We start from the raw sequence: 12,526 nt of genomic DNA, 5'->3' as shown, positions 1-12,526 counted from the left end.
CTCATTCCGCGTCGGCCCAGCCGTTCGCGGCGATTTTCGCAAAATAGGTCATGGCCTCGACCGGATACTCGCCCACGGCGGTCTCGCCGGTGAGGAGCAGATAGTCCGCGCCGCTCCTCGCCGCCTGATAGACGTCCGTGACCTCGGCGCGCGTGGGCACGGCGGCGTGGTGCATCGAGTGGAGCATCTGCGTGGAGACCATAAAGGGACGCTTCGCCGCGCGGCATTTGCTTGCGATGAGCGTCTGCGCGCGGGGCAGCTCCCAGAGCGGCATGGCGTTGCCGAGGTCGCCGCGGGCGATCACAACGACGTCCGCGAGCGGAAGGATCTCGTCGAGCCGATGCAGTCCGGTCATGTTCTCGATCTTGGCAAAAATTTTCAGCTCCTGCGCGCCGGTCTCGCGCAGGGCGGCGCGCACGGCGCGCAGATCGTCCGCGCCGCGGACAAAGGGCTGCATGAGCGCGGTGACGCCATACTCCTTGGCATGGCGGAGATTTTCCATATCCATCTCCGTGAGCGCGCTCGCGGGCAGCTCACGGCCCGCGACGGCAAGGCTCTTGCGGGATCGGAGCACCCCGCCGCGCTCCACGCGGCAGGTCATCGCCCGCGCGTCCAGAACGTGCAGAGAGAGCGCGCCGTCGTCGAGCAGCAGTTCGTCGCCGTCTTGCAGATTTCCGGTCAGGATCGGCGGGGCAGGAAAGGCTTCGCCGAGCGTGAGCGTATCGCCCTCGCGCAGCGTCAGCGGCGCGAAAAGCGCGCCGACGCGCAGCTCGGGGCCCTGCAGGTCGATGAGCAAGTCACAGGAAACGCCCTCCGCGGTCTCGGCGCGGCGCAGGCTTTCCAGCCACGGCGCACGCTCGGCGAGGGGACCATGGGAAAGGTTCAAGCGCACGCCGCGCATCCCCGCGCGCAGCAGGGCGCGCAGGGTATCGGGATCGGCACAGCTCGGACCGAGCGTGCCGTAGAGCTTGCCGGTCATGGCGTTTCCTCCTTGGGGTGAAAATGGTCGTACACCGCGCGGCCCGCGGCGCGGCCCAGCTCCGATTGCAGGGCGGGCAGCTCCGCCTCGCGGATGGCCTTGACGCTCTTGAAGCGAGCCAGCAGCTTCCGCTTGCGCACCTCGCCGATGTTGGGGATGCCGTCGAGCGCGGAGGCGACGGACGAGCGCGTGTGGCTCTCGTGGTGGTAGGTGATGGCGAAGCGGTGCGTTTCCTCCTGAATTTGCCCGATGAGGGCAAAAACGGCGGGGTCGGCGTGCAGGTCGATCTCATGGCCCTCGGCGGTGGTGAGGGCGCGTGTACGGTGGCGGTCGTCCTTGACCATGCCGAAAATGGGAATGTGCAGTCCGAACGCCGCGCAGACCTTCTCCGCGACAGCGGCGTGCGTCATGCCGCCGTCGATGAGGAACACGTCGGGCAGCGGCGCGAATTTCTCGTCGCCGTCAGCGTAGCGCTGCAGGCGGCGGGTCAGGACCTCCTCCATCGAGGCGTAGTCGTCGGGGTGCGCCGTGACGGACTTCATTTTAAAGCGGCGGTAGTCGCGCTTGAGCGGCCTCGCGCCGGCGTAGACGACCATCGACGCGACGATGTCGCTCGCGCCGGTGTTGGAAATATCGTAGGATTCCATGCGTTTTGGCGCGGCGCTCAGACCGCACATGGCGGCAAGGCTCCTGAGCGTTTTGTCCTCGCGCTCGGCGGCGGTGGTGACGCGCTCGACCTCCTCACGGGCGTTGCGTTCGGCCATGGCAAGCAGCTCCGCCTTTTCGCCGCGCTGCGGCACGCGCAGCGTGACGCGATGCCCCGCGCGGGAGGTGAGCACCGTTTCCAGCCCGGAAAGCTCGTCCACGGCAAAGGGCAGCAGGATCTCCCGCGGCAGCACGCCGCGCGGAAGGTAATACTGCGACAGGAGCGCCGAGAGCGTATCGGCCTCGGTCTCGTCGGTGGGGGCAGTGAAAATGCTCGTCTCGCGGCCGGTGACGCTGCCATCCTCGACGTGGACAACAGCGCAGCCGGACTTGGCGGCGCCCGTGTAGAGGCCCCAGACGTCGGTGTCGGCGCAAACGCCGGCGATGACCTTCTGCCGCTTGCCGAGCACCTCGATGGCGGCGATGCGGTCGCGCAGGACGGCGGCCTGCTCGAAGTGAAGCTGCTCCGCCTCGTGCTCCATCTCGGTCTTCAGCTCGCGTGCGAGCGTCTTATAGTGACCCGAGAGGAGCGAGCACGCCTGCTCGATGCGCTTTTGATATTCCTCCGCGTCCGGCTCGCCGCGGCAGAAGCCGTCGCAGCGGCCCATGTGGTAATTGAGGCAGGGGCGCTCCTTCCCGATGTCGCGCGGGAACCGGCGCGTGCAGGTCGGCAGGCGGAAGGCGGCGCAGACCGCGTCGATGGCGGCGCGGGTCTCGCCGCGTGCGCCGAAGGGCCCGAAGTAGCGCGCGCCGTCATCCGCCGTTTTGTTGGCGAGCGTGAAGCGCGGGTAGGGCCCGCAGGAGAGGCGGACGAAGGGGTAGCCCTTATCGTCCTTGAGCAGAATATTGTAGTGCGGCTGATGCTGCTTGATGAGGGAGTTTTCGAGGATCAGCGCCTCGAACTCGCTGGAGACAAAGATGGTGTCGAAATGGTCGACCTGCGAGACCATGCGGCGGGTCTTTTCGTTGTGGCCCGTGCCGAGCTGGAAATACTGGCTGACACGGTTTTTGAGCTTTTTCGCCTTGCCGACGTAGATGACCTTGCCCGATGCGTCCATCATCAGGTAGACGCCCGGAGCAAGCGGCAGGTCGTTGGCCTTTTCAAGCAGCTGCTCCTTGGTCATGCGCTCCCTCCTTTCCGCGGAAAAAGGCGGCTCCGCCCTGTGCGAAACCGCCTTTCCTTGAAACTATGATCGTTTATTCGCCGAAGTTGCCGGAAACCAGCTCGCTGAGTGCGGCGACCGCCTCTTTTTCGTCGCTGCCGTCGGCAAGCAGGGTGATGGTGGTGCCCTTCGTAATGCCGAGGGACAGCACGCCCAGCAGGCTCTTGGCGTTTACGCGGCGCTCGTCCTTCTCCACCCAGATGCCGCTCTTGAACTCGTTGGCCTTCTGAATGAAAAAGGTCGCGGGGCGTGCGTGCAGACCAACCTCATTGTTGATGGTGACTTCCTGTGTAACCATTCTCTCATCCTCCCAAATCAGACTAACGGGATATTGAGTATATTATACCATCCAAACCCCATTCGTCAATCCACTTTTTTACAAACTTCGGGAAAAACAGGGTGTTTCGTTCGGGCAGTCTGCCGAAAGTGCCGGTTTGTCCGCAGCAGGCGGACAGTGCTCACTTGAACTCCACAACGGTCACGCCGCTCTCGCCCTCGCCGTAATTGCCGAGGCGGAAGGACTTGACCGTTTTATCGCGGCGCAGGTATGCCTGCACGGCCTTGCGCAGCGCGCCGGTGCCCTTGCCGTGGATGATGGTGACGGTCTCGAGGTGGGCGCGGCGGGCGGCGTCGAGATAATTCTCCAGCACGCTTTCGGCCTCGAGCGTTTCCATGCCGCGCAGGTCCAGCTCGCGGGCGGCTGCCGCGGTGTTGAGGATGCGGCGGGTCGGCGAGGCGGGCACGGACGGTTTTTTCATGGCGGCGCGCTCGTCGTCCTCGATCAAACGCACCTCGTCGTTCTTGACCGTCATGGAGAGAACGCCCGCCTTGAGCACGAGCCGGTCGCCCTTGACGGCGGTGACCTCGGCGGGGCGGTTCGTGCCGGGGATCTCCACCAGGTCGCCCGCGCGGATGGGACGGGACGGCGCGGGGATCGGCTCGCGTGATTCGTCGCGCACACCGGCGCGCTCGCGCGCGGCGTTGAGCTCGGAGACGATCTCGACGCGCTTTTCGTTCATCGCCTGCGCGTCGAGCTGCTTTTTCTGCGCTTTTCGCAGCTCGTCCAGCTCGCGGAAGGCGGCGTCCGCCGCGCTCTTGGCGTCGGCAAGGATGCGCTTGGCCTCAGCCTCGCCGCGGCTGCGGGCGTTCTCCTTGGCGCGCTCCATCTGGGCGCGGAACTCGCGGGCGCGGCGGGAGTCCTCCTCCTGCTTCGCGTGCAGGCGGTCGATCTCCTCCTTCTCCTTTTCGAGCTGCTGGCGCTTGATCTCCAGCTGCGTCAGCACGTCCTCGAAGCGGATGCTCTCCGCGTCCATCTGCTGCTTCGCCGTCTCGATGACGCGCGGGTCGAGGCCGAGCCGCGCGGAGATGGCGAAGGCGTTGGACTTGCCGGGGATGCCGATGAGGAGCTTATAGGTGGGGCAAAGCGTCTCCACGTCGAACTCGCAGCTCGCGTTCTCGACGCCCGCCGTGGTCATGGCAAAGGTCTTGAGCTCGGCGTAGTGCGTGGTGGCGGCGACCTTCGCGCCGCGGGCGCGGACGTGCTCGATGACCGCGATGGCGAGGGCCGCGCCCTCGACCGGGTCGGTGCCCGCGCCCAGCTCGTCGAAGAGGACGAGGGAATCGCCGTCCGCCTCGTCGAGGATATTGACAATGGTCTTCATGTGCGCGGAGAAGGTGGAAAGGCTCTGCTCAATGCTCTGCTCGTCGCCGATGTCGGCGAGAATGCCGGTGAACACGCTCACCGCGCTGCGGTCGCCCGCGGGAATGTGCAGTCCGCACTGCGCCATCAGGCAGAGGAGACCGAGCGTTTTGAGGCTGACGGTCTTGCCGCCGGTGTTGGGGCCTGTGATGACGAGGGTATCGAAGCTGCGGCCCACCTCAATGTCGATGGGCACAGCCTTGGCGGGATCGAGCAGCGGATGGCGGGCGCGGCGGAGGGAAACGCTGCCGTCCGTGCGGATCTCGGGCCGCGCGGCGTCCATCTGGTAGCTCAGCTCGCCGCGGGCAAAGATGAGGTCGAGGTGGACGAGAATATCGTAATCCCAGAGAATCGCCTCGGAGAAGCCCGCCGCCTCGGCGGAGAGGGCAAAGAGGATGCGCTCGATCTCCTTCTTCTCCTTGGCCTCCAGCTCCTTGAGCTCGTTGTTCGCCTGCACGACGCCCATCGGCTCGACGAAGAGCGTCGCGCCCGAGGCGGAAATGTCGTGAACAAGGCCGGGCAGGTCGCCGCGGTGGTCGGCCTTGACGGGCACGACGAAGCGCCCGTCGCGCTGCGTGATGAGCGCCTCCTGCAGCGTGCTCTTGTAGCTGGGCGAGGAGATGATCTTCTGCAAGATCTGTCTGCCCTTGGCGCTTGCCGCACGCTTGTGACGGCGGATATCCGCCAGCTCGGGGCTGGCGGCGTCGGCGATCTCGTCCTCGGAGAGGATGGAGGTCGTGATCTTATCCTCTAAAAAGCGATTGGCGTGGAGCGAGTCGAACATCCGGTCGAGGACGGTGCCCTCGCCCTGGTCGGCCTCGTAGTATTCCCGCACGCGGCGGGAGTTCGTCAGCAGTCCCGCGATGGTCAGCAGCTCGCGGGGATTGAGCATACCGCCGCGCTCGGCGCGGGCAAGTGCCTCGCGCACATCTTTCACGCCGGAGAACGACGGACTGCCGCGCAGGCCGATGAGGGCGCGGGCGGCGTCCGTTTCATCCTGTAAGCGGCGCACATCGTCCGCATCCGTGGAGGGCGTCAGGCGCAGGGCGCGCTCCTTTGCCGCCTCGCTGACCGCCTTTTGCGAAAGGCGCTCCAAAAGCTGCGGCAGCTCGAGCACGCGGATGGATTTTTCAAACAGTTCTGTCATGGTGATTTCCTATGTCGATCTTATGGATTTGTAAAAGTCGAGCGTCCTGAAGCGGCGGTCGAGCTGCACGGCGGCAAAGCTCTCACACACCGCGCTCAGCCGCTTGTCGGACGGCGGCTCTAAGGTAAACGACAGCAGGCGTTTGGACGGCGCGCCGACGATGTGGCGCATCGCGGCGAGCGCTCCCGCGTCGAGCGGCAGACCGCCTGCCGGTCCCGCGCATTTTTTGCACAGCACCACGCCCTGCGCCGCGTCGAACACCGGCTCGACGGGATCGGCCCTACCGCACATGGCGCAGTCATCGAGCAGCGGCTCATAGCCGGAGAGCGCGAGCAGGCGCAGCTCGAAGGCGGCGCGCACCAGCTCGTTCGGGCGGTCCAGCGTGTCGAGCGCGTAGAGCGAATTGAGCAGCAGGGACAGCACCTCGCCGGAGGGCAGGTCCTCGCTCGTGACCGCCTCGGCCATTTCGGCGAAGTAGGACGCGAGGGAGAGCTTTTCCAGATCGGCGCGCAGGCCGTCAAAGAGCGCGATGGTCGAGGCCTCGTCGAGATAGTACCAGCTCCCGCGGCGGTAGAGCACCAGCTCGGAAAAGGCAAGGTGCTGGCAGGCCGCGGCGAGCTTGCTCGAGCGCCGCCGCGCGCCGCGCGCAATGACGGCGAGCCGTCCGTGCTCCGCGGTGAGGACGTTCAGGATGTAGTCGGCCTCCTTTGTCTCCGTTGCACGGAGCACGAGGCCGCGGGTGACAAGTTTATCGGGCATTGGGCGGCTGTTCACACTCCTCCGCTTGCTTTGCCAGCATATAAAAGGTCGGATTCCCGGTTTGCAGAAAAAGCCGATAGTAGCCATTGTCCATTTGCTTCACCTCTCGGCGTTAGCATGAGGAGAAGCGCGGAGAATATGGCTGGAAAATTTTTATTGGTCGTTGTAGCCGAAGCTCCGGATGTAGTTCATATTATCTCTCCAGTTTTCCTTGACCTTGACCCAGGTCTCGAGGTAAACCTTCGTGCCCATGAAGCGCTCGATATCCTGCCGCGCCTCGGTGGAGATCTTTTTGAGCATCGCTCCGTTCTTGCCGATGATGATGCCCTTGTGGCTGGCCTTTTCGCAGTAGATGGTCGCGTCGACCTCGATGACCTCGTCGTCGCGCTCGATGAAGCGCGTGATCTCCACGGCCGTGCCATGCGGAATCTCCTTGTCGAGGTTGCGCAGCAGCTTTTCGCGCACGATCTCGCCCACGACCTGACGGTCGGGCTGGTCGGTGGTCATGCCGTCAGGGAAGAGCTGCGGGCCTTCGACGGCGTACTTCTTGAATTCGTCCAGCAGCTCGTCCAGCCCGTCGCGCGTGCGCGCGGAGATGGGGAAGATGGCGTCGAACCGGTACGCCTCGCTGTAGGCGGCGATGACGGCGAGCAGATCGTCCTTTTTTGCAACGGTGTCGATCTTGTTGATGCACAAAATGGCGGGCAGACGCGACTGTCGGATCTTCTCGATCAGCTCCTGCTCGGGGATGCCGACGTGCGGCACCGGCTCGACGAGCAGGGCGACAAGGTCCACGTCCGCGATGGAATCGCGCGCGACCTTGACCATGTAGTCGCCCAGACGGCTGCGCGGCTTGTGAAAGCCCGGGGTGTCGAGCAGAACGAGCTGCGTATCGCCCTCGGTCACGACGCCGTAGATGCGGTTGCGCGTGGTCTGCGGCTTATTGGAGACAATGGCGATCTTCTCGCCGACGAGCGCGTTGGTCAGGCTGGACTTGCCGACGTTCGGACGCCCGCAGAGGGTGATCATGGCGGTTTTTGTCTTTTGCATAGGTGATCCTCAACTTTCTTTCATGTTGAACAATTCTTGTTTTGTGCGTCGCCGCTGCTGCGGCGTACAAGCGTTTTCCGTATCCTACCGCTCGAGGTCCAGCCGCTTCATGATGGCTTCCTCATGCTCGCGCATCTGCGCCTTCATGGGGCCTTCGTCCAGATGATCGTAGCCTAAAAGGTGGAGCACGGAGTGCGTCACAAGGTAGGCAAGCTCGCGGCGGTTCGAGTGTCCGTATTCCTTCGCCTGCGCGGCGACGTGCTCGAGCGAGATGACCATATCGCCGAGCGGGACGAGGCCCGTGCCGGGGTCGGCGTCCTCCTCGCCCGGAAGCTCGCCGGGGGTAAGCTCGAACATCGGAAAGCTCAGCACGTCCGTTGCGCGGTCCACCTGCCGCATCTCACGGTTGATCGCGTGAATGGCCTCGTCGTTCGTCAGCCGCACGTCGATCTCACAGGGAAAATCCACGCCCTCGGCGGCAAGCGCCGTGCGGATCACCTTGCGGATGAAGGCGCATTTGCTCTCGCCTGCTCCGGGTACATCCGCGGTGATGGGAATATAGTGTCTCTTTGCCATTATCGTTTCCTCTTTTCGTTCCGGGCATCCTCATAGTCCGCGTAGGCCTTGATGATGCGCTGGACCATGACGTGACGCACCACATCCTGATCGGTCAGCTCGCAGATGCCGATGCCCTCGACATTCTTGAGCACGCGCACCGCCTGCTTGAGACCGCTCAGCTTATCGGCGGGCAGGTCGATCTGCGTCGCGTCGCCGGTGATGACCATTTTCGAGCCGAAGCCCATGCGGGTAAGGAACATTTTCATCTGCTCGCAGGAGGTGTTCTGCGCCTCGTCGAGAATGATAAAGCTGTCGTCGAGCGTGCGGCCGCGCATATAGGCGAGAGGCGCGACCTCGATGTTGCCGCGTTCGAGATACTTCTGATAGGTCTCCGCGCCGAGCATATCAAAGAGCGCGTCGTAGAGCGGGCGGAGGTAGGGATCGACCTTGCTCTGCAGGTCGCCGGGCAGAAAGCCAAGCCGCTCGCCCGCCTCGACCGCGGGGCGCGTGAGAATGATGCGGTTGATCTTCCGCTCGCGGAACGCCGCGACCGCGGCGGCGACGGCGAGATAGGTCTTGCCCGTGCCGGCGGGGCCGACGCCGATGGTGACGGTATTCTGAGAAATGGAGTCCACATACTCCTTCTGGCCGATGGTCTTGGGCTTGATGGGTCGGCCCTTGGCGCTGATGCAGATGACATCCTGCGTCAGCTCGCCGATCTTCTCCTCCTGTCCCGAGCGGGCCAGTCCGATGACGTAGCGGACGTTCTGCTCGTTGATGGCCTCGCCGCGGTTGGAGAGCGTCAAAAGCGCGGAGAGGGCCTTGCAGGCGAGCATGGTGTCCTCCGGCTCGCCGTTGACGCGCAGCTCGCCCTCGCGGTTGGCGACGGTGACGTGAAATTCCGACTCGATGAGGCGGATATTCTCGTCAAACGAGCCGAAGAGGTTGATCGCCTGCTCCAGGCGTTCAATGCTGATGCGCTGTTCCATAGAAAAGCTTGTCCTTTCATAAGCTCCTGCGGCAGCGCCGCAGGAAAATGCGTTCAATCCGTTAAAATGGGCACGGTCTCGCCGATCTGCTCCAGACATTCCGCCGAGAGCGTGACGAGCAGCCAATCCCCCTGCACCGCCGAGGCGACGCGCGTCGTCGTCACGGTGCCGTCGATCCTCGTGAGAAGATACGCCGAAAGCGTCCGCGCGCCGAGCTCCTCGGCCTCTGTGCGCGTTCTTGTGACGGTGCGCGTTTCGTAGGGGTGCAGCGTCGTTTCCTCCCAGGTGAGCGGGAGCGCCATACCGCCGGGCAGAGATAATTTTGTTTGATGTATTATTTTATCACAACTGCCCTGCAAATTGCTACTCCCTTTTGCGCCAAATTTTACCCGTCCTTCGCCCACGAGCAGCGCATAGCTGTGCTTTTCGTCATCGGTGTACCACTTTTCCTCATATTGCAGCGGGACCCGGATCGAAAGCTCATACCACGTCCGGCCCCGGACCTGCCCGCGCCCGGCGAGCAGGCGGCTCGGAACGTTCGGGCGCTCCGGCCCCTCGGTCTGCACCGCGCCGGAAATGAGGAGCTGACCCGCCGTGACGGTGCCGCCCTTCCTCACCATCGCCCTGCCGTCGTAAGCGCGCACCTCGGTGACGAGGGCGTCGCGCTTCGCGACGACGTTCGTGGGCGTGCGGTCGTCCGCCAGCTCGGGCTTGGGCACGCGGTCGCGAACGCTGACGTAGGCGCGGCAGCCGCGGACATTGACCGTCAGCCACGCAAGCTCGGGCAGCTCCGGCAGGGCGCGGTTGCAGATGTCCTGCGGGCGGAAGGAGTAGGCGAAGCTGCCGCGGCGCAGCCCTTGCTTTTCCAGCACGCGCAGAATCTTTTCCGCCGGAACGGTCTCGCTGCCGCTGACCTCGAAATCCCAGATGAAGAAGGAATTGACAAAGAACAGCGCGAGCATGAGCGCCAGCCCCGCGAGCAGCGTATAGCGGCGGCGAAAGCGGCGCAGGAAAAAGGGCGCACCCGCCGCGCGCTCGACGGTCAGCGCGGCGTCGAGCGGCGCGAGGAGCCGTTCGAGCTTTTTTCGCTCGGCGGCGCGGATGGTGAAGGACAGCGCGCTCGCGCTCTCCCACCGGAGGTCGGAAAAGGCGATGCCGTGCGCGCCGCAGAGGTTGAGCACCCGCTCGGGAAAGGCGCTCTCCACGCGCACGCGCAGCGTGCCGCGCAGCAGTCGGGCCGCACGATCCATAGTCCTCTCCCTCCTCCCTACCGCAGAAATTCAACGCCGTCGATGCGTCCGCCGATGCGCACCTCGCGTTCGGTCATGCTTTTGAGCGTCAGCCCCTCGCCGGTCACGCGCAGCACCGCGCCGCCCACGCTCACGTCGATAAGCTCCGTGCCGTAGGCGAGCAGGCCCTCGTGCCCCTCCAAAAGGAGCTGTCGGTCGCCGAGCAGCTCCATGTGGCTCAGTCCCGCCGCCACGTCGGCGGGCAGATCGAACAGCTCCGCCATGCGGGCCAGATATTCCCTTCCGTTCACATCCATTGCGCTACCTCCCTGTGCGTTTGTCCCTGTCAGGCAAGGGTATGCGCGCGGGGGCGGAAACTTGCCTGTCCGCGGCGCTTGCATTTTCGCCGCCGCGCTTTTATACTATGGGCAAGCAAATGCAAGGAGGCACGCCATGGGAACGAACATCTTCCGCGCCGTCAACTCGACGCTCATCTATCTCGAGCGCGGCGACGAATATCTGATGCTGCACCGCACGAAAAAGGAGAATGACCTCAACCGCGACAAATGGATCGGCGTGGGCGGCAAATTTGAGGACGGCGAGTCGCCCGAGGACTGCGCCCTGCGCGAAACGCGGGAGGAGACCGGTCTGACGCTCACGCGCTGGCGCTACCGCGGTCTCGTGACCTTTGTCTCCGATCGCTACGAGACGGAGTATATGCACCTCTTCACCGCCGACGGCTGGACCGGCACGCCGAAGGAGTGCGACGAGGGCGAACTGGCATGGATCAAAAAGAGCGAGCTTTTGAAGCTCAGGCTTTGGGAGGGCGACAAGATCTTCCTGCGGCTGCTCGACACGGACGAACCGTTCTTCTCGCTCAAGCTCAAGTATGAGGGCGACACGCTCGTACTCGCGCAGCTTAACGGAGCACCGCTGGAGGTAGGACGATGAAGCCGAAGCTGCTCGTGAGCGCGTGCCTGCTCGGCACGCCCTGCCGCTATGACGGCAAGTCGAAGAAAAACGAGGCCGTTTGCGCTCTCGCGGAACGGTTCGAGCTGATCCCCGTCTGCCCCGAGGTACTCGGGGGACTGCCCACGCCGCGCACGCCGAGCGAGCGGCGCGGCGCGTGCGTGGTGCGGAAGGACGGGCGCGATGTGACCGCGGAATACCGCCGCGGCGCGGAATGTGCGCTGGAGACGGCGCGGCGCGAGGGCGTCCTCGCCGCCGTGCTCAAGGAGCGCAGCCCGAGCTGCGGCAGCGGCGAAATTTACGACGGCACGTTCACCGGCGCGCTCACCGCCGGAGACGGCGTGACGGCGGAGCTTCTGAAGGCGAACGGCATTACGGTCTATGGTGAAGGTGAACAAAGCTTAACGGAACTTTTATGCTCTGTTAGTCATTCTACCTAAGTTTTTTCCTGCGCTTTTGGCGCTCGTCCGACTTGTTTTTTCACTCGTTCTATTATATAATTTCATGTGGTTATGAATACTTTCCAGGGATCAAGGCGTATCTAAAAAATGAGGAGGAATTTTTCATGAAGTTTTCCAGCAAGGTCGAAAAATGCGGCCAGTCCCCGATGCGTAAGTTCCACCCCTATGCGGTGGCGGCCAAGGCGCGCGGCATCAAGGTCTATCACCTGAACATCGGCCAGCCCGACGTGCAGACACCTCCCGCCTTTTTTGAAGCCATCCGCAAGTTTGAGCAGCCCGTGCTCGAATACGCTCCCTCCCCCGGTATCCCCGAGCTGATCGACGCCATCAAGGGCTACTACGATAAGCTCGATATGCACTTCGATAAGAGCGAGATCTACATCACCACCGGCGGCAGCGAGGCGCTTGCCATCACGCTCCAGTGCATCCTCGACGACGGCGACGAGATCCTCATCCCCGAGCCGTTCTACCCCAACTACAACACCATGGTGCGCACCTGCGGCGCGTCCATCACCCCCATCCCGACCTGCCCCGAGGAGGGCTATCACTACGCCGAGCGCGAGAAGATCGAGCTGCTCATCAATGAGCACACCCGCGCCATCATGGTCACGAACCCCGGCAACCCTACCGGCGTGGTGCTGACGGACGACGAGATGAAGATGCTCGTTGACCTCGCCAAGAAGCACGATCTGTTCCTCATCGGCGATGAGGCGTACCGCGAGTTCGTCTACGGCGGCGAGCCGCTGCAGTCCTTCGGCTCCTTTGCCGAGGAAGCGCCGGAGAACATCGTCGTCATCGACACCGTTTCCAAGCGCTTT

At 64.0% G+C, this 12,526-nt stretch carries 13 protein-coding genes; 3 read left to right on the top strand and 10 right to left on the bottom strand.

Annotated elements, in window-relative coordinates; all coding sequences use genetic code 11:
• Nucleotide 1: 1 nt before the first annotated feature.
• The 10 genes from KQI17_RS10595 to KQI17_RS10550 all read right to left on the bottom strand — a co-directional run bounded on the left by KQI17_RS10595 (nucleotide 2) and on the right by KQI17_RS10550 (nucleotide 10,595).
• Nucleotides 2–979, bottom strand: a complete 978-nt coding sequence (locus tag KQI17_RS10595) for a pyruvate kinase (RefSeq protein ID WP_216496208.1) — start codon at nucleotides 977–979, stop codon at nucleotides 2–4.
• Nucleotides 976–2,808, bottom strand: coding sequence for an excinuclease ABC subunit UvrC (gene uvrC, locus KQI17_RS10590; protein ID WP_216496207.1), 1,833 nt, complete (start codon nucleotides 2,806–2,808; stop codon nucleotides 976–978). Before uvrC ends, KQI17_RS10595 begins: the two co-directional genes overlap by 4 nt.
• 73 nt (nucleotides 2,809–2,881) lie before the next feature.
• Nucleotides 2,882–3,145 carry an HPr family phosphocarrier protein gene (locus KQI17_RS10585; RefSeq protein ID WP_022019226.1) on the bottom strand — a complete coding sequence of 88 codons (264 nt, stop codon included), beginning with the start codon at nucleotides 3,143–3,145 and terminating at the stop codon, nucleotides 2,882–2,884.
• Between the two features lie 160 nt (nucleotides 3,146–3,305).
• Nucleotides 3,306–5,693 (bottom strand): endonuclease MutS2, encoded by a 2,388-nt coding sequence (locus tag KQI17_RS10580; RefSeq protein ID WP_216496205.1) that lies wholly within the window; start codon nucleotides 5,691–5,693, stop codon nucleotides 3,306–3,308.
• A gap of 9 nt (nucleotides 5,694–5,702) precedes the next feature.
• Nucleotides 5,703–6,452 (bottom strand): DNA repair protein RecO, encoded by a 750-nt coding sequence (recO, locus tag KQI17_RS10575; protein ID WP_216496204.1) that lies wholly within the window; start codon nucleotides 6,450–6,452, stop codon nucleotides 5,703–5,705.
• Between the two features lie 153 nt (nucleotides 6,453–6,605).
• Nucleotides 6,606–7,502 (bottom strand): GTPase Era, encoded by an 897-nt coding sequence (gene era / locus KQI17_RS10570; protein WP_216496202.1) that lies wholly within the window; start codon nucleotides 7,500–7,502, stop codon nucleotides 6,606–6,608.
• A gap of 84 nt (nucleotides 7,503–7,586) precedes the next feature.
• A complete protein-coding gene (gene ybeY / locus KQI17_RS10565) occupies nucleotides 7,587–8,078 on the bottom strand; it encodes an rRNA maturation RNase YbeY (protein ID WP_216496201.1) in 492 nt (163 codons plus the stop codon).
• Nucleotides 8,078–9,049 carry a PhoH family protein gene (locus KQI17_RS10560; protein WP_022018646.1) on the bottom strand — a complete coding sequence of 324 codons (972 nt, stop codon included), beginning with the start codon at nucleotides 9,047–9,049 and terminating at the stop codon, nucleotides 8,078–8,080. Before KQI17_RS10560 ends, ybeY begins: the two co-directional genes overlap by 1 nt.
• A 53-nt stretch (nucleotides 9,050–9,102) precedes the next feature.
• Nucleotides 9,103–10,299 (bottom strand): sporulation protein YqfD, encoded by a 1,197-nt coding sequence (locus KQI17_RS10555; RefSeq protein WP_216496199.1) that lies wholly within the window; start codon nucleotides 10,297–10,299, stop codon nucleotides 9,103–9,105.
• Between the two features lie 17 nt (nucleotides 10,300–10,316).
• Entirely contained in the window at nucleotides 10,317–10,595 is a 279-nt protein-coding gene (locus tag KQI17_RS10550) for a YabP/YqfC family sporulation protein (protein WP_216496197.1), read from the bottom strand.
• A gap of 136 nt (nucleotides 10,596–10,731) precedes the next feature.
• Between KQI17_RS10550 and KQI17_RS10545 the strand changes: the two genes are divergently transcribed.
• The 3 genes from KQI17_RS10545 to KQI17_RS10535 form a co-directional block, all read left to right on the top strand.
• Nucleotides 10,732–11,229, top strand: coding sequence for an 8-oxo-dGTP diphosphatase (locus KQI17_RS10545; protein WP_216496195.1), 498 nt, complete (start codon nucleotides 10,732–10,734; stop codon nucleotides 11,227–11,229).
• Nucleotides 11,226–11,687 carry a DUF523 domain-containing protein gene (locus KQI17_RS10540; protein WP_216496194.1) on the top strand — a complete coding sequence of 154 codons (462 nt, stop codon included), beginning with the start codon at nucleotides 11,226–11,228 and terminating at the stop codon, nucleotides 11,685–11,687. Before KQI17_RS10545 ends, KQI17_RS10540 begins: the two co-directional genes overlap by 4 nt.
• Nucleotides 11,688–11,812: 125 nt before the next feature.
• The coding region (locus KQI17_RS10535; RefSeq protein ID WP_216496192.1) for an aminotransferase class I/II-fold pyridoxal phosphate-dependent enzyme at nucleotides 11,813–12,526 on the top strand (714 nt) is incomplete at its 3' end.

The sequence above is a fragment of the Oscillibacter sp. MSJ-31 genome (assembly GCF_018918025.1).
Taxonomy (GTDB): domain Bacteria; phylum Bacillota; class Clostridia; order Oscillospirales; family Oscillospiraceae; genus Hominicoprocola.
Note: the sequence above shows the minus strand (reverse complement) of the source record. Positions and strands in the feature narration are given on the sequence as shown.

Excerpts from the sequence above, each read along its gene's own strand:
- KQI17_RS10595 (WP_216496208.1), bottom strand. The coding sequence starts at position 979 with ATGACCGGCAAGCTCTACGGCACGCTCGGTCCGAGCTGTGCCGATCCC.
- uvrC (WP_216496207.1), bottom strand. The coding sequence starts at position 2,808 with ATGACCAAGGAGCAGCTGCTTGAAAAGGCCAACGACCTGCCGCTTGCT.
- KQI17_RS10585 (WP_022019226.1), bottom strand. The coding sequence starts at position 3,145 with ATGGTTACACAGGAAGTCACCATCAACAATGAGGTTGGTCTGCACGCA.
- KQI17_RS10580 (WP_216496205.1), bottom strand. The coding sequence starts at position 5,693 with ATGACAGAACTGTTTGAAAAATCCATCCGCGTGCTCGAGCTGCCGCAG.
- recO (WP_216496204.1), bottom strand. The coding sequence starts at position 6,452 with ATGCCCGATAAACTTGTCACCCGCGGCCTCGTGCTCCGTGCAACGGAG.
- era (WP_216496202.1), bottom strand. The coding sequence starts at position 7,502 with ATGCAAAAGACAAAAACCGCCATGATCACCCTCTGCGGGCGTCCGAAC.
- ybeY (WP_216496201.1), bottom strand. The coding sequence starts at position 8,078 with ATGGCAAAGAGACACTATATTCCCATCACCGCGGATGTACCCGGAGCA.
- KQI17_RS10560 (WP_022018646.1), bottom strand. The coding sequence starts at position 9,049 with ATGGAACAGCGCATCAGCATTGAACGCCTGGAGCAGGCGATCAACCTC.
- KQI17_RS10555 (WP_216496199.1), bottom strand. The coding sequence starts at position 10,299 with ATGGATCGTGCGGCCCGACTGCTGCGCGGCACGCTGCGCGTGCGCGTG.
- KQI17_RS10550 (WP_216496197.1), bottom strand. The coding sequence starts at position 10,595 with ATGGATGTGAACGGAAGGGAATATCTGGCCCGCATGGCGGAGCTGTTC.
- KQI17_RS10545 (WP_216496195.1), top strand. The coding sequence starts at position 10,732 with ATGGGAACGAACATCTTCCGCGCCGTCAACTCGACGCTCATCTATCTC.
- KQI17_RS10540 (WP_216496194.1), top strand. The coding sequence starts at position 11,226 with ATGAAGCCGAAGCTGCTCGTGAGCGCGTGCCTGCTCGGCACGCCCTGC.